The sequence below is a fragment of the Saccharothrix texasensis genome, assembly GCF_003752005.1.
GTDB classification, from domain to species: Bacteria; Actinomycetota; Actinomycetes; order Mycobacteriales; family Pseudonocardiaceae; genus Actinosynnema; species Actinosynnema texasense.
On the sequence record NZ_RJKM01000001.1, the window covers coordinates 1,425,100 to 1,444,974 of the forward strand.

11 protein-coding genes are annotated in these 19,875 nt (G+C 73.6%); 4 read left to right on the forward strand and 7 right to left on the reverse strand.

All coding sequences use genetic code 11. From position 1 onward, the window contains the following. The first annotated feature begins 38 nt into the window (after positions 1-38). The 4 genes from EDD40_RS05295 to EDD40_RS05310 all read left to right on the forward strand — a co-directional run bounded on the left by EDD40_RS05295 (position 39) and on the right by EDD40_RS05310 (position 5,802). Entirely contained in the window at positions 39-1,316 is a 1,278-nt protein-coding gene (locus EDD40_RS05295; protein ID WP_123741888.1) for an SGNH/GDSL hydrolase family protein, read from the forward strand. 454 nt (positions 1,317-1,770) lie between these two features. Then, on the forward strand, positions 1,771-3,081 hold the full coding sequence (locus EDD40_RS42450; RefSeq protein WP_211348093.1) for an RICIN domain-containing protein: 1,311 nt from the start codon (positions 1,771-1,773) through the stop codon (positions 3,079-3,081). A gap of 56 nt (positions 3,082-3,137) precedes the next feature. Then, positions 3,138-4,202: a glycoside hydrolase family 43 protein gene (locus tag EDD40_RS05305; protein WP_123741889.1), complete on the forward strand. Its 1,065-nt coding sequence runs from the start codon at positions 3,138-3,140 to the stop codon at positions 4,200-4,202. Positions 4,203-4,305: 103 nt separating this feature from the next. Then, entirely contained in the window at positions 4,306-5,802 is a 1,497-nt protein-coding gene (locus EDD40_RS05310) for an RICIN domain-containing protein (RefSeq protein WP_123741890.1), read from the forward strand. Between the two features lie 65 nt (positions 5,803-5,867). Here EDD40_RS05310 and EDD40_RS05315 read toward each other — a convergent pair whose 3' ends face one another. The 7 genes from EDD40_RS05315 to EDD40_RS43220 all read right to left on the reverse strand — a co-directional run bounded on the left by EDD40_RS05315 (position 5,868) and on the right by EDD40_RS43220 (position 19,802). Next, positions 5,868-6,707 (reverse strand): TauD/TfdA dioxygenase family protein, encoded by an 840-nt coding sequence (locus EDD40_RS05315; protein WP_123741891.1) that lies wholly within the window; start codon positions 6,705-6,707, stop codon positions 5,868-5,870. A 16-nt stretch (positions 6,708-6,723) separates the two neighbouring features. After that, entirely contained in the window at positions 6,724-7,491 is a 768-nt protein-coding gene (locus EDD40_RS05320; protein WP_123741892.1) for an ABC transporter ATP-binding protein, read from the reverse strand. Further along, positions 7,484-8,500, reverse strand: a complete 1,017-nt coding sequence (locus tag EDD40_RS05325) for a taurine ABC transporter substrate-binding protein (RefSeq protein ID WP_123747783.1) — start codon at positions 8,498-8,500, stop codon at positions 7,484-7,486. Before EDD40_RS05325 ends, EDD40_RS05320 begins: the two co-directional genes overlap by 8 nt. Positions 8,501-8,523: 23 nt before the next feature. Then, complete coding sequence (locus EDD40_RS05330; protein ID WP_123741893.1) at positions 8,524-9,339, reverse strand: ABC transporter permease; 816 nt, start codon at positions 9,337-9,339, stop codon at positions 8,524-8,526. A 275-nt stretch (positions 9,340-9,614) separates the two neighbouring features. Next, positions 9,615-10,691 carry a cellulose binding domain-containing protein gene (locus tag EDD40_RS05335; RefSeq protein ID WP_123741894.1) on the reverse strand — a complete coding sequence of 359 codons (1,077 nt, stop codon included), beginning with the start codon at positions 10,689-10,691 and terminating at the stop codon, positions 9,615-9,617. 259 nt (positions 10,692-10,950) lie between these two features. Further along, positions 10,951-11,406 (reverse strand): nuclear transport factor 2 family protein, encoded by a 456-nt coding sequence (locus EDD40_RS05340; RefSeq protein ID WP_123741895.1) that lies wholly within the window; start codon positions 11,404-11,406, stop codon positions 10,951-10,953. Beyond that, positions 11,403-19,802, reverse strand: a complete 8,400-nt coding sequence (locus EDD40_RS43220) for a type I polyketide synthase (protein WP_123741896.1) — start codon at positions 19,800-19,802, stop codon at positions 11,403-11,405. The genes EDD40_RS05340 and EDD40_RS43220 overlap by 4 nt, the downstream gene beginning before the upstream one ends. Positions 19,803-19,875 lie beyond the last annotated feature (73 nt).

The window sequence follows — 19,875 nt, forward strand, 5'->3', positions numbered from 1 at the left end:
CCCGGGTTCCCGCCGATCGGGCTGTGCGAAGGAGAACCATGAGCAAGGCGTCATCGTTCGTCAGCCTGGCCGCCGCGGCGGCCCTCGTCCTCGCGTCGCAGGCGATCGGCGCGACCCCGTCCTCCACCGCCGAGGAGCACTGGGTGCACAGCTGGGCCTCGATGCCCCAGCTGACCGAGTCGTCCAACATGCCGCCCGCGCCGTTCACCCAGAACGGCGTGGTCCTGGCCAACGCGACCCTGCGCCAGACCGTCCACGTCTCCGCGGGCGGCGACCAGCTGAGGTTGCGGTTCTCCAACGCCTTCGGCGGCGCGCCGCTGCCCATCACCGCCGTGACGATCGCCCGACCGCGGGGCGGGGCGGCCGGCGTCAACGCGATCGAGCCCGGCACCTCCCGGCCGGTCACCTTCCGCGGTCGCGGCTCCACCACCGTGCAGCGGGGCGCGGAGGTCGTCTCCGACCCGGTCGCGTTCCCCGTCCAGGCGCAGGCCAACCTGACCGTCACCACATACCTGGCCCAGGGCCAGGCATCCACCGGCATCACCTCCCACCCCGGCTCGCGCACCACGTCGCACCTGCTGGCCGGCAACCACGTGAACACCGAGACCATGAACGGCTCCACGCCCACCGACCACTGGTACTTCCTGCACGGCCTCGAAGTGCTGTCCGAACCGGACACGGCCGCCGTCGTGGTGCTCGGCGACTCCCTGACCGACGGCCGCGGCTCCACCACCAACGCCAACAACCGGTGGCCCGACCTGCTCCTGGCCCGGCTCCAGACCCGACCGGACACCGCCGGCACCGCCGTGGTCAACCAAGCCGCCGGCGGCAACCGCGTGCTGCGCGACGGCCTCGGCCCCAACGCCCTGTCCCGCCTGGACCGCGACGTGCTCGCGCAGAGCGGGGTCGAGTGGCTCGTGGTGTTCGAGGGCGTCAACGACATCGGCGGCGCACCGGCCACCCAGGCCGACCAACAGCTGATCGGCACGGAGCTGATCGACGCCTACGACCAGATCATCACCCGCGCCCACGCCCAGGGCATCCGGGTCCACGGCGCCACGATCACCCCGTTCGGCGGCAACGGCTACGACGACGCCACCGGTCACCGGGAGCGGACCCGTCAGGCGGTCAACACGTGGATCCGCACCAGCGGGCGCTTCGACGCCGTCATCGACTTCGACCAGACCGTGCGCGACCCGGCCCAACCGCGCCGCCTCAACGCCGCCTACGACACGGGCGACCACCTCCACCTCAACCCCGCCGGCTACCGCGCCTTGGCGGACGCCGTGCCGGCGGACCTGTTCACCACCGGCTGATCCGCTTGGGTGGGCCGGGCGTCCGCTCCGCGCTGTTAGCGATAACAGAGATCACGAAGTGCTTCGAACACCACACTCGCGTGTTGATTCCTGTAACCCCCAGTTCACTCTTGAGTGACTGGGCAAACTGCTGTTAGCGTTCACACAGAACGGTGGCGCCCGTCACACCCACCCACCAGTGCCCTCGCGACAGGTCACTGCCCCTGCCTGCCGGGCGGGCCGCCGCCTGCGCCGACAGCGTCGGCGGACACCCGAGTGGAGACGCCGATGTCGACCGCCCAGTGCCGCGCCCGCGGCGAGCCTCGTGCCCCCGAGCTCGCCCGGCCGCTCCGGAGCAGTGCGACTCCCGACGCCGGCGGCTCCGCGCCATCGCGCCACACCGCGCCCTGCGGGCGGAGGTCGGCCCTTCCCGGGCCGACCTCCGCCGGCCGCCCACCTCGCGAGGAGACCACCCGTGAACAGACCGCCGAAGGCCCGGCGCCTGCTGGCCCGACTCAGCCTCGTGGCGCTCACCGTCGCCGCGACCGCGGTGGCCGTCGCGTCACCCGCGCAGGCCGCACCCGGCTACGTCTACACCACGTTCAAGGGTGACGCGGCCGCCGACCAGGAGCTCTGGGTCTACTCCTCGTCCAACGGCACGAACTTCTCCGTGCTGGCCGACACCGGCTACCGCGGCCCGTCCGGGGTGCTGCGCGACCCCAGCGTCATCCAGCACAACGGGCTCTACTACGTCGCCCACACCGTCCAGTCGTGGACGACGAACTCAACACACTTCAACATCGCCTCCAGCCCCGACCTGGTCAACTGGACGCACGTGACCAGCGTCAACTCCGGCGTCGCCGACACGCGGTTCACGTGGGCGCCCGAGTTCTACGTCGAGAACGGCACCGTCCGGGTCATCGTGAGCATCGCCCAGACGACGTGCTCCGACTGCTTCCGCCCCTACGTCTTCACCGCCCAGAACAGCGCGCTGACCTCGTGGAGCGGGCCGGCGCAGATGGGCGGCCTCGGCTACAACCACATCGACACCTACGTGGTGAAGTCGGACAGCACCTACCACGCCTTCGCCAAGAACGAGACCTCCAAGTACGTCGAGCACTGGACCAGCACCAGCCTCACCGGCGGGTGGAGCGACCAGGGCCGGTTGTGGAGCTCGGGCTACGAGGGACCGGCCGTGCTGCGGATGGCCGACGGCTCCTGGCGCATCTGGGTCGACAAGTACACCAACGGCGGCATCTGGACGGCCACCAGCTCGAACCTGGGCTCCTGGTCGGGCCTGAGCCAGATCACCTGCCCCGGCTGCCGGCACGGCACGATCCTGCCGGTCTCCGACGTGCCCGGCGCGGCGCCCGCCTACCGCGTGACCAACCGCAACAGCGGCAAGGTGATGGACGTCGTGTCCGCCTCGACCGCGGACAGCGCCGAGGTCAAGCAGTGGACCTGGAACGGCGGCGGCAACCAGAAGTGGCAGTTCCAGGACGCGGGCAGCGGCTACTTCCGCATCGTCAACCAGAACAGCGGCAAGTGCCTGGACGTGGCGAGCGCCTCCACCGCCGACGGGGCCAACGTCATCCAGTACACCTGCGGCGGCGGCGCCAACCAGCAGTGGCAGTGGCAGGCCACCGGCAGCTACTACCGGATCGTCGCGCGGCACAGCGGCAAGTGCCTGGACGTCGTCGCCTCCGGCACCGGTGACGGCGCCGACGTCCAGCAGTACGCCTGCGGCAGCGGCGCCAACCAGCAGTGGAGCCGCACCCAGTCCTGAGCGCCGCACGCACGAGACCTCCGCCGCCACCCGCAGACCCTCAGAGAGGAACGCCGATGTCAGTGCGAAGAGGTCTGAGAACGGCACGACGGGTGCTCACCCTCGCCGCCGCGGCCGTGCTCGCGTCCGCCCTGGCCGCGGCCGTGCCCGCCGCACCGGCGGTCGCGGCGCCCGGCCCGTCGTTCACCAACCCCCTCGTCGGCGCGCCGAACAGCGCGGACCCGTCGATCGTGTACAGCGGCGGCAACTGGTACTACGTGGCCACGACGTGGTCCTCGAAGATCGTCATGCGCCGGTCGTCCACCATGGCCGGGCTGAAGACCGCGGCCGAGCAGACGGTGTTCACCCTGACCGCCGGGCCCGGCTGCTGCACCATGTGGGCGCCGGACCTGCAGTGGACCGGCAACCGGTGGTACCTGTACTTCTCGGCGGAGCCGTCGCCGGGCCAGGGCCGGCGCCGGACCGGAGTGCTGGAGAGCAACGGCACGGACCCGCTGGGCCCCTACACCTACCGCGGCATCCTGAACCTGGAGCCCAACGGCGGGTGGGCGATCGACGGCAGCGTGGTCCGGTTCAACGGCTACCCCGACCACTTCGTCTACTCCGCGTTCCGCGGTGGTGAACAAGGGCTGTTCATCGCCCCGATGTCGTCGCCGACCCAGGTCTCGCGCAACGGCGCCCGGATCTCGTCCCCGGGGCTGTCGTGGGAGCGGCAGGGCGGCGCGGTCAACGAGGGCCCTTACGCCGTGTACAACGCCGGGAAGACCTTCCTGACCTACTCGGCCAGCTCCTGCCAGACGCCCGACTACAAGCTCGGCGTGCTGACCTGGACCGGCGGCGACCCGATGTCGGCGAGCTCGTGGGCGAAGAAGTCCACGCCCATCTTCCAGCGCAGTGACGCCAACGGCGTCTACGGCCCGGGGCACGCGTCCTTCGTCAGGTCTCCCGACAACGCCGAGACCTGGGTCGTCTACCACGCGAACTCCTCCGCCGGCCAAGGCTGCGGCACCACCCGCACCACGCGGGCGCAGAAGATCGCCTGGAACTCGGACGGCTCGCCCAACCTCGGCGTCCCCGTCCGCACCGGCACCTCGATCGCGGGTCCCTCGGGCGACTCGTGACACCTCCCGTGGCACGGGCGGGACGTCCCGGAGCAGGGGCGTCCCGCCCGCCGAACCGCTGTGCGCAGAAGATCTAGCGATTGGACATCCGATGACATCGATCATGGCGTCCGGTGCTCGCCCACCAGGACCGTCCCCGAGCAGCGGGTCGTGGCGCCGGCTGCTGATCGCCCTCGCGGTGACCGCGGTGACCGCGGCGGTCGGGCTGGTGGTCACCGCGCCGTCGGCCGGTGCGGCCACCAGTCAGTTCCGCGGCGTGAACTGGGCGGTGCTGGGTGACAACTTCAGCACCGGCACGCTCGTGGTGCAGGGCCTGAGCCAGTCCGACAGCAACGCGACGGTGCGGGCCAAGGCCAACGCGCTGTACGACGACATGGCCGCGACGCTGGGCGTGAACACCGTGCGGTTGCCGATCAACACGCACACGGTGGCCAACACGACGTGGTGGAACGCCTACCGCGGCGCGATCGACGCGGCCACCGAGCGCGGGTTCAAGGTGATCCTGGCCTACTGGGAGGACGGGGCGGCCTCGGGCGGTCGGATCACGAACCTGGCGGCGTGGAACACGATGTGGTCCAGCGTGACCAACACCTACGGGGCCAACGGCAACGTGTACTTCGAGCCGATGAACGAGCCGCACGGCTACTCCTCGGCGGACTGGCGCAACGTCGCCGCGAACTGGCTGAGCTACCACACCTCCGCCGTGCCCGGTCGAGTGCTCATCGGCGGCACCGGCTACAGCCAGGACCTGCGGGACGTGTGCAACGACAGCCGTTTCAACTCCACGTTGTTGTCCTTCCACCACTACGCGTTCTTCTACAGCCCGATGACCTACGACGCCTTCCGCAGCCACATCCAGACCCGGCTGGGCAACTGCGCTTCCCGTGCGGTCGCGACCGAGTTCGGCGCGCCCATGTCCACCGGCCTGAACTACGCCGACGCGAACAGCACCGACAACTTCGTCCGCCACATCCGCGCCATGGCCCAGGTCATGCGGGACAACCGGATGGGCGGCACCTACTGGCCCGCCATCGGCGGCAAGCCCGGCGACATCGGCTACGACTACTACTCGATGTACTCGCTGAGCGGCAGCGGCACCAACCTCGACCTGACCGTCCGCAACGCCTCCGGGGCCGACCGGCTCCGCTACGCCTGGGGCGACAGCGTCACGACCCCGCCGCCGACGTACTACCGGATCGACGCGCGCCACAGCGGCAAGGCCATGGACGTCCAACAACCGAACACCGACAACGGCGCGCGCGTCGGCCAGTACACCTACGGCGGGAACGCCTGGCAGCAGTGGCAGTTCCAGGACGCGGGCAGCGGTTACTGGCGCATCGTCAGCCGGCACAGCGGCAAGTGCCTCGACGTGGTCGGCGCTTCCACCGCCGACGGGGCCGAGATCGTCCAGTACACCTGCGGCACCGGCACCAACCAGCAGTTCCAGCTGGTCGCCAACGGCAGCTACTTCCAGCTCAAGGCACGGCACAGCGGCAAGTGCGTCGACGTGCCCGCCGCCTCCACCGCCGACGGCGTGGTCCTCAAGCAGTACACCTGCAACACCGGCACCAACCAGCAGTGGTCGCGCACGGCCGTCTGACACCCGTCCCGACGTGACCCCCGCGCCTCCCGGTGCCGAGCACCAGCCCGGCACCGGGACCGGGGTCAGACCCCGACCGGCACGTCGCCGCGCAGGGTGATCCGGTGCATCACCCGCCGCCGGTCCCCGTAGTCGTCCACCGCGTAGTGCGCCGTGCTCCGGTTGTCCCAGACCACCACGTCCCCCTCGGCCCACCGGTGCCGCACGGTGAACTCGGGTCGGCCCACCGCCGCGAAGAAGACGTCCAGCAGCGCCCTGCTCTCCGCTTCCGTCACGCCGAGCAGCCGCGTGGTGAACCCCGGGTTGACGAACAGGCTGCGCCGTCCCGACTCGGGGTGCGTGCGCACCACGGGGTGCTCCACCGGTTCCAGCGACCGGACACGCCGACCCTCCCACGTGCCGCCCTCGCCGCCCAGCCGCTCGTGCAGGTACTCCTCGAAGTCCTTGCGACCGTCGTGCAGCGCGGTCAGCTTGTCCGCCAGCGCGCGCACCGGAGCCGACAAGGACGAGTACGCCGCCTCCAGGTCCGTCCAGCAGGTGTCGCCGCCGGTCGGCGGCAGCGTCACCGCCCGCAGCACCGAACCCAGCGGCGGACGGGCCATGAAGGTGACGTCCGTGTGCCACACCGGCGCCTTGCCGCCGTCGCTCGCGTCGAGCACGTAGATCTCGGGGTGGTCGGCGTCCAGACCGGGCACGACGGGGTGCGCCGGCGTCAGCTCCCCCAGCGCGCCGGCGAACGCCCGGTGCGACGTCGGGGTCAGCGACTGGTTCGGGAACACCAGCACCTTGTGCTCCACCAGGGCCGCCCGCAGCGCCGAGGCCGCCTCGGCGGAGGTGATGTCGTTGAGGTCGACGCCGGTGACCCGGGCGCCGAGGGTCGGGGTGAGCGGCTCGATGTGCGTCACGATCTCTCCTTCGCTGTCAGACCGCCGAGGCCCGGACGGCGCCCGCCACCTCGCCGCGCAGCGCGGCGAAGTCCGCCGACCCGCGCAGCTCGTCGGCCGACACCCCGGACCGGGGCAGCGGAACGGGCAGGTCCAGCGCCACCCGACCCGGCCGGTCGGACAGCACGACCACGCGGCTGGCCAGGAACACGGCCTCGTCCACGCTGTGCGTCACGAACACCACGCCCCGATCGCCGTCGGTCAGGGAGCGGACGTCCTCTTGGAGCCGCTCGCGGGTCAGCGCGTCCAGCGCGGCGAACGGCTCGTCCATCAGCAGCAGGCGCGGCCGGGCGGCGAGCGCCCGCGCGATCGCCACCCGCTGCTGCTGCCCGCCGGAGATCTCCCACGTGCGGCGCGGTCCCAGCTCGGCCAAGCCGACCTGGTCGAGCAGCTCCCGGGTCCGCCGCGGGCGGTCGGCGCGCGGCACGCCCGCCCAGCGCAGCGCGGTGGCGACGTTGCGGCCCACCGTCTGCCACGGGAACAACCGGGGCTGCTGGAACACCGTGCCGACGTCCCGGCCCGCCACCGGCGTCCCGCCGAGCACCCGGACCGCGCCCGTCGTGGGCCGCTCGAACCCGCCGGCCAGTCGCAGCAGGGTGCTCTTGCCCGACCCGGACGGGCCCACCACGACCAGGAACTCCCCCGGGTCCACGCGCAGGTCCAGCGGCCCGAGCGCCGGGACGTCGGACCCCCGGGCCCGGTACCGGTGCTCGACGTCGACCAGCTCCACCAGCGGCTCACGCACGGGGCGTCCGCAGGGCCGCGCGGAACGCCGCCACGTCGGGCACCGAGTCCACCTTCCGCTGACCGTGCAGGAACTCGGCGGTGGCCCGCAGCTGCTCGGCGAGCGCGCCCGGCGCGTCGGCGACGCCGAAGTACCCGGGACCGCGTTGTTCGGCGTGGTCGACGTAGATGTTCTGCTTCAGCTGGGACAACGCGTCGTCCACGCTCGCGCCGATCTGCCGCGACACGGCCTCGGCGACCACGCGGGGCTCGTCCTTGATCTTCTTGATGGCGGCGTCGGTGGCGGCCAGCCACTGGTCCAGGACGTCGCCGTCGCGCTCGACGAACTCCGTGCGCGCGACGGTGAACGTCAGCGTCGGCTTGCCGGCGGCGGCCAGCCGGGCGCTGTCGGTGAGGGTCAGGCCGTCCTGCTGGAGCACGCTGAGGACGGGCGTCCACACGTACGCGCCGTCGATGTCACCGCGCTGCCAGGCGGCCTGGATGTTCTGCGGCTCCAGGTCGACCAAGGTCACCGACGCCGGGTCGACGCCGGCCTGCTGGAAGGCGGCCAGGAGGCTGTAGTGCGCGGTGGAGCCGAACGGGGCGGCGACCTTGCGGCCGACCAGCCCCCTGATGTCGGTGATCCCACTGGCCTCGCGCACCACCAGGGCTTCGCTGTCGCCGATCACGTTGAGCAGCTCGACCACCTGGTACGGGATGTTCAGCGGCGGGCACAACCCGGCCGCGGCGGGGCTGCTGCCGATGACCGCGAGGTCGATGGCTCCGCCCAGGAACGCGGTGTTGATGCTCGCGCCGGAGTCGAACGACGTCCAGGTGATCCGGTGGTCGGGCAGCGCCTTCTCCAGCACGCCCTGGTCCTTCACCAGCAGCGTGCTGTCGGCGAAGTTCTGGTAGGCGATGCGGACCTGCCGCTCACCGGGCTTCGCCGGGGACGAGCCGCCGACCCCGCACGCGGCCAGCACCGGGGCGGCGGCGAGCAGGGACAGGACCGATCTGCGCGTGACGGACATGGTGGTGCTCCCGGTGTCGGCGCTCAGGCCCGTCCGCGCCACGGCGAGACGGCGCGTTGCAGCGCGAGGATGGCGGTGTCGATGAGCAGCCCGGTCACGCCGATGACGACGAGTCCGAGCAGGACGACCGCGGTCTGGTTGTAGCGCTGGGCGTTGAGGACCATGCCCCCGATGCCGTCCGCGCCGTTGACGGTCTCGGCGGCCACGACGGAGCTGTAGGCCACGCCCACGGCCAGCCGGACGCCGGTGAGGATCTCGGGCGCGGACGCGGGCAGCACCACCGTGCCGACCACGCCGAGCCGGCCGGCGCCGAGCGCGTGGGCGGCCTCCACGTACTGCCTGTTCACGCCGGTCACGGCGGCCGCGGTGGCGACCGCGACCGGCGGGAAGGCGGCTATGACGAGCAGGTAGACCTTGGGTTCCTCGTCGATGCCGAACCAGATGACCAGCAGGCTCAGGTAGGCCAGCGGCGGCAGGGCGCGCAGGAACGTCACGAACGGCTCGGCCACCGCGCGGATCAGCGGGACCAGGCCCATCAGCAGGCCGAGCCCCACGCCGACGAGGATGCCGTAGGCGGAGCCGTAACCGACCCGCCGCAGGCTGACGCCGAGCCGTTCGACCACGGTGGAGCCCGCGTACCCGCCCTGGCCGTTGCCGCTGTCGGAGGCGGCGAGCAACTGGTCCCACACCTGGACCGGTCCGGGCAGGACGGCCGGCGGCCAGAACCCCGCCAGGACGAGCGCCTCCCACGTCGCGAGCAGCACGAGCACCGCCGCCACGCGCACCAGGACCGAGTGCGTGGCGGACAACGCGGCGCGCCGCGGTTCTTTCTGCGCCATGGGAGGACTCCGTGCCGAACCGGAAGTGGGGAACCGGTGGTGAACTTACAGAAACGCGGTTCCCTCGATCATCCGTCTCGCACCGTGGACGCGATCACGCGAAGTGCTTGCGCGGCACGGAGTTCCATGGCATCTGCGCGCGAATCCTCTATTCCGCCCGCAGCTGATCTGTCGTGCTGCGAGCAATTCTGGCTGCGAGTGAATCGAGGTGTTCGCGGACCCCGCCCACTGCGCCGCGCGTCGCCCGCGGAAGCGCGGTCGGCTGCCCTCGGTGGTCAGCCCGTCGTGCAGCCGACCGTCGCGGCCGTGCCGGTTCCGCTCGCGAGGAAGCCGAAGGTCGCCGACCCGGCCGGCGGCAGGGCGCCGTTCCAGCCCAGGTTCCGCGCGGTCGCCGTCGTCCCGCTCTGCACGGCGGTGGCGTTCCACGCCTGGGTGAGCTGCTGGCCGCCGGCGAAGGTGAGCGTGGCCGACCAGCTCGCGGTCGTCGTCGTGGCGTTGTTGCGCACGGTCACCTCGCCCTGGAAACCACCGCTCCACTGGCTGACCACGCGGTAGGTCGCGGCGCAGGCGCCAACGGGCGGGACCGTGGTCGTCGTCGTGGTCGTGGTCGTGGTCGTGGTCGTGGTGGTGGTCGGTGATGTGCCGCCGAGAGCGGCGGTGAGGGCCGGGTACCAGCGGTCGGCCATCTTGCGGAAGCCCGCGTCGTTCGGGTGCACCCCGTCACCGGTGTCGGTGGTCGTGTCGAAGCCGGTCCACTGGTCGACCACGGTGATCGGCGACCGCGCGGTCGTCCTGGCCGCCGCCCACCCGGGGATGGCGTTGTTCAGGGCGACGACGTGCGTGCACTCTGGGCAGGCCATCGGAATGATCTTCGCGACGAGGATCTTCATGTCCGGGTTGTTCGCCCGCATCTGGTCCACGAGCTTGGAGTACGCGGCGATGACGGACTCGATGGGGCGGAAGTTGCCCCACATGTCGTTGGTGCCCAGGTGCATGAGCACGATGTCGGGACGGGCCGCGGCCAACCAGGGCGGCAGCTGGTCCTGCTCCGCGATGCCGGTGGCCGCGTAGCCGCCGTGGCCCTCGTGGTCGCCGTCGAACGGCACCGGGCACCCGCCGCCCGGCTGGGTGCCGACGAAGTCGATGTCGGTGTGGCCGGTCTTCTGCAGGCGGTCCCACAGGTAGGCGCGCCAGCAGCCGGGACCGGCGGTGATCGAGTCGCCGAGCGGCATGATCCGCACCGGGCTCGCGGCGGCCGGCGCGGCGGAGGAGAACGCGGGCTGGGCCGCGGCGAACGCCAGCGCCGCGACGAGGGCCGCCACAAGGGCGTGCAGGGCAGGTTTGCGGGACATCTCGTTCCCTTCGACTTCCAGCGTTCTGGGAACGCTCCCAGAGGACCCGCTGAACCATCGGCTCGGGACGATTCCCGTGTCAATCCCGCCTGTCCGCAATCGGACAGCGATTCACCCGACCGGAGCCGACCGGCCGTCTCACCAGGCCATTCGTTCGACGCGTTCGACGACGACGTCATCGATTCCTCGACCTTCCCCCGGCGCGCCCGCCTGGGGACGGCGGCCGGTCGCCGTCCCCAGGCGGGCAGGTGCACGCCGGTCAGACGTCGCGGCGTTCGCCGTTCGGGCCGATCGGCGACCACCACTGGTTGGCGTTGGTCGCGCCGTCGCCGAAGTAACCGGCGGTGCCCTCGACGACCTTCCCGTCCTCCCACCGGCTGATCTGCGCGCCGGTGATCTCCAGGACGTCGAACGGCGACGTGCTGTCCGGCTTCGCGCCGGCGCGCACGGCGTGCACCCGCACCAGCTCCACGGAGTGGTCGCCGCCGATGACCGAGTGCAGGACGTCGGTCTGCCACGTGCCGCCCGACGCCACGTGGACGCCGGCGAGGTAGTCGAGGAAGGAGTCGAGCCCTTCGTGCCACCCGGCGAACCTGTGCTGTCCCGGCGCGTGGAAGCGCAGGTCCTCGGACCAGTACTCGGCGATCTTGGCCCGGTCGCCGGTCAGCAGGGCGGCGTACGCCGCAGCGACGAGTTCGGGCGTCACGGTGGTCATCGTTGCTCCTCGGTGGTGGACAGCCAGTCGTGCACGGTGTCGGCGGTGGAGTCGGCGTGGTCCTGGACGATCGTGAAGTGGTCGCCCGGGACGGTGCGGAACTCGTCCGCGTGCGCCCAGGCGGCCGGCCGGCCGGCCAGCACCCGCTCGGCGCGCAGGAACAGGGTCGGGGTGGCGAGCGCGCGCGGCGCCCAGGTCTGGAACACCTCGAAGTAGCCGCCCATCGCGGTGAGCGAGGTGGCGTCGGCGTCCGTGCGGCGGGCGAACAGGCCCGCCACGAACTCGTCGGTCAGCTCGGGCGTCATCTCCTGCTGCACGTAGGTGTCCAGCAGGACCACGGCCTCGGCCGGCCTGCCCAGCTCCTCCAGGCGACGCGCGACCTCGTGCGCGATCCAGCCGCCGGACGAGTACCCGAGCAGCGCCACCGGACCGTCCGGGATGGACTTGAGGTGCGTCTCGACGACCGCCTCGACGGTGGCGGGCAGTGGTTCCCCGGCGCGGAAACCCGGTTGCGGCAGCACGGTCACGTCCCGCCGGCCGCGCAGGTGCTCGGCGAACCGGGCGTACTGGTGCGCCCCGGACAGCGCCACCACGGCCGGGAAGCACAGCAGGGCGGGCACGCGGGGACCCTGCGCGAGGCGGATCGGCGGCGGCGGCTCGGCGCTGGTGAACGTCGGGCGCAGCCGGGCCGCGACCCGCACCAGCTCCATGCCGACCATGAGCCGGCCCGCCGCCTTCGCCTGGTCGAACAACGCCACCAGGCCGTCGTCGGCGACGGGTTCCGGGCGCAGGTGGCGAGCGAGGTCGGCGACCGTGGGGTGCTCGAACGCGACGGTCGCGGACAGCTCGACCCCGGTGGCCGCGGTGAGCCGGTTGCGCAGCTCCACCGAGGTGAGGGAGTCGAACCCGAGGTCGGCCAACGACGCGTCGGGCGACACGGGCTCGCGGTGGCCCAGCACCTCGGCCACCACCCGTCGCACGGTGGTCAGCTCGTCCTCGTCCGCCACGGCCTGCTCGACGCGCACCCGGCGCAGCGGCACCAGCACCGGTTCGCCGGCGGTGAGGGCGCGGTCGAACAACGCCAGGCCTTCGCGGGTGGACAGCGGCGCGATGCCGTTGCGGGCCAACCGGTTGCGGTCGGCGGCCATGCCCAGGTCCCACGGCCCCCAGGCCAGCGACACGCCGGGCAGGCCGGCGGCCCGGCGGTGCTCGGCGAGGGCGTCGAGGTAGGCGTTGGCGGCGGCGTAGTTCGCCTGGCCGGGCGCGCCGAGCGTGCCCGCCGCCGAGGAGAACAGGATGAGCGGCACGTCGGTCAGCTCGTGCAGGTGCCGCGCGCCGTCGGCCTTCGGCGCCAGGACGCGGCGGAGTCGTTCGGGGGTCAGGGAGTGCAGGGTGCCGTCGTCCAGGACCCCGGCGCTGTGGACGACCGCGCTCAGGTCCGGCAGGGACGCCAGCAGCTCGGCGACCTGGTCGCGGTCGGAGAGGTCGCAGCGGACGCCGACGGCTCCCGGCAACGCGGGCGCGTGGCCGCTGCGGCTGGCCAGCACCACCTCCGTCACGTCGTGGGCGCGCAGCAGGTGCGCGGCGAGCGCGCCCGCGAGCGCACCGGAACCGCCGGTGACCAGGACCGTCCCGGTGAGCCGGCCCGGCGCGGTCGGGGTCGCGGGCACGAGGTGGGGTGTGGACAGCCGACCGGACCGGATGCGGACCTCCCGCTCCCCCAGGCCGGCCGCCTCGTCCGGCGGCGCGCTGCCGTCCGTGTCGACCAGGGTGAACCGGCCGGGGTGTTCGAGGGCGGCCGACCGCACCAGGCCGCGCACGGGGGCGTGCGCGAGCGTCGGCTTGACCACCACCGCGAGCGGTTCCACGGCGGATTGCAGGAGCACCAGCACGTCCTCGACCGTCGTGGTGTCGTCCAGCTCGACGATCGCCGCGCCGCCGACGCCCTTCGGCGCGGCGTCCCGCCACTCGACGCGGTGCAGCGGCAGGTCCACCGGCAGGGGCGCGAAGCCGAGCGACCCGACCGCGGCCACCGGGCGGCCGTGCTCGTCGGCCAGGTCGATGCGCGTCTCCGCGTCGCCGAGCCGGGTGAGGCGGGCGCGGGTGATCCGCGCGTCGCCGTGCCGCCGGACGTCGCGCCAGACGTGCGGCAGCAGCGCCTGGTCGGGCTCGAACAGGAACGCGCCGGCGTGCAGGACGGCGTCGAGCCCGACCGCGAACGAGTCGACCGGCACGTCCACCTCGGCGAACACCTCGCCGTCGCGCCTCCAGACGCGCTTGAGCCCGCGGAACGCCGGGCCGTAGCGCAACCCCAGTTCGGCCAGCCGGTCGTAGAAGCCGGTCAGGGAGACCTCGTCGGCGTCCGGTGGCCACTCGGTCAGCGGGACGGGCGCCGCACCCGGCGCGGCCGCCGCGAGGGTGCCGACCGCGTGCGGTCGTCCGCCCGCCACGCACTGGACGGTGTCGCCCTGGACCGCGAGGCGGACCGCGGCGGGCAGGGCGAGCGGACGGGCGATGGTCAGCTCGCCGATCGGGCCGGCCCGCAGCGCCAGGTCGACGAACGCGGCGCCGGGCACGATCGGCGTGCCGTCCACCGCGTGGTCGGCCCACCACGGCTCGTCGAAGGACGCGGTGACCTCGTCGGCGTCCAGCCAGTACCGCTCGTGCCGGAACGGGTAGGTCGGCAGGTCCGCGAGCGGGGTCGGCGGGAAGAACGCCGCCCAGTCCACCTCGGCGCCGCGCACGTGCAGCTTCGCCAGCGCCGCGACGACCTTCAGCGGGTCGGTCGGGCCGATGTCCACCAGCCGGGTCGCGCCCTCGCTCTCCAGGTGCGCCAAGGCGTCCGCGAAGCGCACCGGCTCCCGCAGCTGCCGGGTCCAGTACTCGGCCGTGCGCAGCTCGTCGCTCGCGCGCTTGCCGGTGAGGGTGGAGACGAACGGGATCGCGGGCGACCGGAGGTCGACCCCGGCCACGACGTCGCGGAAGGGCGCGAGGACCGGGTCCATGTGCGGTGAGTGGAAGGCGTGGCTGACCTCCAGCCCGGTGGCCTTGCGGCCCAGTGCCGCGATCAGCCGCCGCACCGCGTCGGCGTCACCGGAGACGACCGTCGCCAGCGGACCGTTGACCGCGGCGACGACCACGCCGTCGGCGAGCAGCGGCACGACCTCGTCCTCCGCCGCCGCGAGGACGGCCATCGCCCCACCGCCGGGCGCGCCCTGCATCAGCCGGCCGCGTGCCACGACGAGCTCCGCCGCGTCGGGCAGGGTCAGCACCCCGGCGACGTGCGCGGCGGCGAACTCGCCGATGGAGTGGCCCACCAGGAAGTCGGGTCGCACGCCCCACGACTCGTAGAGGCGGAACAGCGCCACCTCGACCGCGAACAACGCGGGCTGGGCGAACTCGGTGCGGTGCACGGCCTCGGTGCCGAGCACGTCGTCCAGCGGACGGGCCAGGTGGCGGTCCAGCTCGGCCCGGACGGCGGCGAAGGCGTCGGCGAACGCCGGGAACGCCGCGCGCAGCTCGCGGGCCATGTCGACGCGCTGGGCGCCCTGCCCGGCGAACAGGAACCCGACCCGGCCGGAGTCGACGCGTTCGGGGCTCACCGCGTCCAGCGACTCGAGCAGCGCCGCCCGGTCACCGACGACGGCCGCCCGGAACGGGAACGCCTGGCGGGCGGTGGCGAGCGTGCGCCCGACTGCCGCGACCGACAGGTCGGCCGCGTGCTCGCGCACCCGGAGCGCCAGCTCGCGCACCGCCTCCGGCGACCGACCGGACAACACCCAGGGCACCACCGGTCCGCCACCCACCGGCTCCGGCTGGTCCGACCGGTGCCGCCGGTCCGGTCGCCCCGCCTCGTGGGTCGCCGGGTCCGGTTGGTCCGGGGACTGCTCCAGGATCACGTGGGCGTTCGTGCCGCTGATCCCGAACGACGACACCGCCGCCCGCCGGGCCCGGCCGTGCGCCGGCCAGGGCCTGGCCTCGGTCAGCAGCTCCACCGCACCCGCCGACCAGTCCACCTCGGCCGAGGGCCGGTCGAGGTGCAGCGTCTTGGGCGCCGTGCCGTGCCGCATCGCCTGCACCACCTTGATCACGCCCGCGACGCCCGCCGCCGCCTGGGTGTGGCCGAGGTTCGACTTCACCGAACCCAGCAGCAACGGCGTCGAGCGGTCCTGGCCGTAGGTCGCCAGCAACGCCTGCGCCTCGATCGGGTCACCCAACCGGGTGCCCGTGCCGTGCGCCTCCACCACGTCCACGTCCGAAGTGGACAGACCGGACGCGGCGAGCGCGGCCCGGATCACCCGCTGCTGCGACGGACCGTTCGGCGCGGTCAACCCGTTCGACGCACCGTCGGAGTTCACCGCGCTCCCCCGCACCAGCGCCAGCACGCGATGCCCGTTGCGGCGCGCGTCGGACAGCCGCTCCACCAGCAGCAACCCGACGCCCTCCGCCCAGCCGGTGCCGTCGGCGGTGTCGGCGAACGACTTGCACCGCCCGTCCACCGCCAAACCGCCCTGGCGGCGGAACTCGACGAACGTGTCCGGTGTGGACATCACCGTGACGCCGCCCGCGACGGCCATCGAGCACTCGCCGCCGCGCACCGCCTGCGCCGCCAGGTGCAGGGCCACCAGCGACGACGAGCACGCCGTGTCCACCGTGACGGCCGGGCCCTCCAGCCCGAAGACGTAGGCCACCCGGCCCGACGCGACGCTGCCCGAACTGCCGCTGCCCAGGTACCCGGCGAGGTCGTCGGGCGCGTTGCGCACCCGTGAGCCGTAGTCGTGGTACATCACGCCCGCGAACACCCCGGTCCGGCTGCCGCGCAACGACTCCGGCACGATCCCGGCCCGTTCGAACAGCTCCCAGGTGGTCTCCAGCAGCAGCCGCTGCTGCGGGTCCATCGCCAGCGCCTCACGGGGCGAGATGCCGAAGAACGCCGGGTCGAACGCCGCCGCGTCGTGCAGGAACCCGCCCTGGCCGGTGAGGTGCCACCCCCGGTCGGTCGGGAACGCGGACACCGCGTCGCCGCCCTCCGCGAGCAGCCGCCACAGGTCCTCCGGCGACCGGACGCCGCCGGGGTAGCGGCAGGCCATGCCGACGATGGCGATCGGGTCGTCGGCCACCCGGGCGACCGGCGCCTCCTCGACGCGTCCGGTCCCGCGCAGGTGCTCGACGAGCGCCGCCGGCGTGGGGTGGTCGAACACCAGGGTCGACGGCAGGCTGCGACCGGTGGCGGCGGCGAGCCGGTTGCGCAGCTCGACGGCGGTCAGCGAGTCGAAGCCCAGCTCGGCGAACGCCCTGGTGTCCTCCACCTCGTCGTACCCGAGCACGGCCGCGACCTCCGCCCGCACGAGGTCGGCGAGATCCGCGACCGCGCGGGCCGTTCGCGGCGCGGCCGTCGCCGGTGCGGGCCGCCGGTCCATCAGCACGGGCGCGAGCACCGGCGCGCCCGCGGTGAGCGCCGCGTCGAACGAGGCCAGCCCCATCGAGTCGGACAGCGGGCGCAGGCCCGCGGCGGCCATGCGGCGCGACGCGGTCTCGTCGACCTCGCCCGCGAGCCCGCTCCTCCACGGTCCCCAGGCGAGCGAGACGGCCGGCAGCCCCTGCGCGCGGCGGTGCTCGGCCAACGCGTCCAGGTAGGCGTTGGCCGCCGCGTAGTTGCCCTGGCCCGGTCCGCCGAAGACGCCCGCCACCGAGGAGAAGAACACCAGGGGCACGTCGGTCAGCTCGTGCAGGTGCCGGGCGGCGTCCACCTTGGGCCGCAGCACCTCCCGGACCCGGTCGGGCGTGAGGGAGGAGATCACACCGTCGTCCAGGACGGCGGCGCAGTGCACGACCGCGGTCACCGGGTGGGTGTCGAGCAGGCGCGCGAGCTGGTCGCGGTCGGCCACGTCGCAGGCCACCACGGTCACGTCGGCGTCCAGGTCCGGTGTCGGGCCGCCACGCCGGCCGGCCAGCACCAGCCTGCGCACCCCGTGCGCGGTGACGAGGTGGCGGGCCACCAGCAGGCCCAACGCGCCCATGCCGCCCGTGATGAGCACCGTGCTGTCGGGTCCGAACGGCGACACCGCGTCCGCGGCCCGGACCCGGGTCAGCTCGAGGGTGTGCTCGCGGCCGTCGGTGAGCACGACGATCCGGCCCGGGTCCTCCGACTGCGCCGAGCGGAGCAGCCCGCGCGCCGCCGCGCCCGCCAGGTCGTCCCGCGTGTCCACGACCAGGCGGTCACCGGCGGCCTGGGCCAGTGCCAGCGCCCTGAGCACGGCGGCGTCCACGGTGGGCTCGTCGATGGTGGCGTCCGGCTCGACCGCCTGGCCCGCCCGCCAGGTCACCCGGTACAGCGGCGCGGCGGCCTCACGGATCCCGGCCAGCGGTCGGAGCCGCACCTGGTCGACCGTGACCACGGGCGCGCCGGACTCGTCGTACGCGGCCAGCGACAGGGCGTGCCGGCCCACCGGGGTGAGCCGTGCCCGCAGCGTCGTCGCACCGGTCGCGTGCCACCGCACGCCGTGCCACGCGAACGGCACCAACAACTCGTCGGAGCCGCCCGCCGCGTGCAGCACGGCGTCCAGCAGCGCCGGGTGCACGCCGAACAGCCCGGCCTCGACCGGCAGCTCGACCTCGGCGAACACCTCCTCGCCGACCCGCCAGGCAGCCCGGAGCCCTTGGAACGCCGGGCCGTGGGCGAGCCGCTCGTACACGTCGGCGACGTCGATCAGGTCGCCCTCCGGCGGCCACTCGCCCAGCGGCGCGGGCGCGGCCGGCGTGCCGCCGAACGTCCCGGACGCGTGCCGGGTCCACGGGCCGTCCGTCCGCGCGTGCACGGTGAACCGGCCCTCGGCGCCGACGACCACCTGCACCCGGACCGGGCCGGTGAGCGGGAGCGGCGCCTCCAGCGTCAGCTCCGCCAGGTGCCGCCCGGCCCCGACCTGCCGCGCCAGCTCCACGAACGCGGTGCCGGGCAGCAGCACGGCGTCGCCGACGACGTGGTCGGCCAGCCACGGCGCGTCGGCCGTCGAGATCGTGCCGAGGTGCAGCACGTCGTCGGACTCGGCCGACTCGATCCCGTCGTCCAGCCACGGCGTCGGGGGCGCTTCGAGCCAGAACCGCCGCCGCTGGAACGCGTACGTCGGCAGGTCCACGGCCCGCGCGCCGCTGTCGGCGAAGAACGCGTGCCAGTCCGGGCCGACGCCGCGCAGGTGCAGTCGCGCGGCGGCCTGGCCGACGGCCTCCGGTTCGGCGAGCCGACCGCGCAGCAGCGGGATCACGTCGTCGGCCAGCGCGGCGAGCGTGCCGTCCGGGCCGAGTTCGAGGAACGTCCGCACGCCTTCGGCGGTCAGGCGGGTCATGGCGTCGTGGAACCGCACGGTTTCGCGGGCGTGCCGCACCCAGTGCTCGGCGGAGAACTCGGCGGTCGCGCCGGTCAGCGTCGACACCACCGGGATGGCGGTCTCGCCGAAGGACAGCCCGTCGACCACGGCGCGGAACTCGGCCAGCACCGGGTCCATCAGCGGCGAGTGGAACGCGTGGCCGACCCGCAGCCGCCGCCCGGTGAACACCGCCAACGCCGTCTCGTCGCCGGACACCACCACCGCGCGCGGTCCGTTGACCGCCGCGATGCCCACCCGGTCGGACAGCAGCGGCCGCACCTCGTCCTCCGACAGGGCGACCGCGACCATCCCGCCGCCGGGTGGCAGGGCATGCATCAACCGGCCGCGGGCGCGCACCAGCGCGCACGCGTCGTCCAGCGACAGCGCGCCGGACACGTGGGCGGCGGCGATCTCGCCGACCGAGTGCCCGGCCAGGAAGTCCGGTCGCACACCCCACGACTCCACCAGCCGGAACAGCGCCACTTCGAGCGCGAACAGCGCGGGCTGCGCGAGGTCGGTGCGGTCGAGGGACTCGCCGGCGAACACCGCGTCGCGCACGCCCAGCCGCGTCAGCACGTCGTCGTAGGCCGCCGCGAACACGGGGAACTCGGCGTGCAGCGCGACGCCCATCCGCGCCCGCTGGCTGCCCTGCCCGGAGAACAGGAACGCCACCTTCCCGTCGACGGGCTTGTCCACGACTCCGGTGAACGCGTCCAGGTCGGTCAACGCGGCCCGGCGCTCCAGCGGCGCGCGGGTGGTGAGCAGCGAGTAGGCGACGTCGCTCGGCCGGACCCCGGGATGGGCCGCCAGGTGGGCGGACAGCCGCCGGGCCTGCTCCCGCAGCGCCGGTTCGGTGCGGGCGGTCAGCACCCACGGCACGGACCGCCCGCGCCCGGTCGGCGGGGCGGGCGTCGCGGGCGGCTCCTCCACGATCACGTGCGCGTTGGTGCCGCTGAACCCGAACGACGACACACCGGCCCGACGCGGGCGTCCCCCGGCGGGCCAGGGCTTCTCGGTGGTCAGCAGCTCCACCGCGCCCCGCCGACCAGTCGACGTGCGGGCTCGGCCGCTCGGCGTGCAGGGTGCGCGGCAGGAGCCCGTGCCG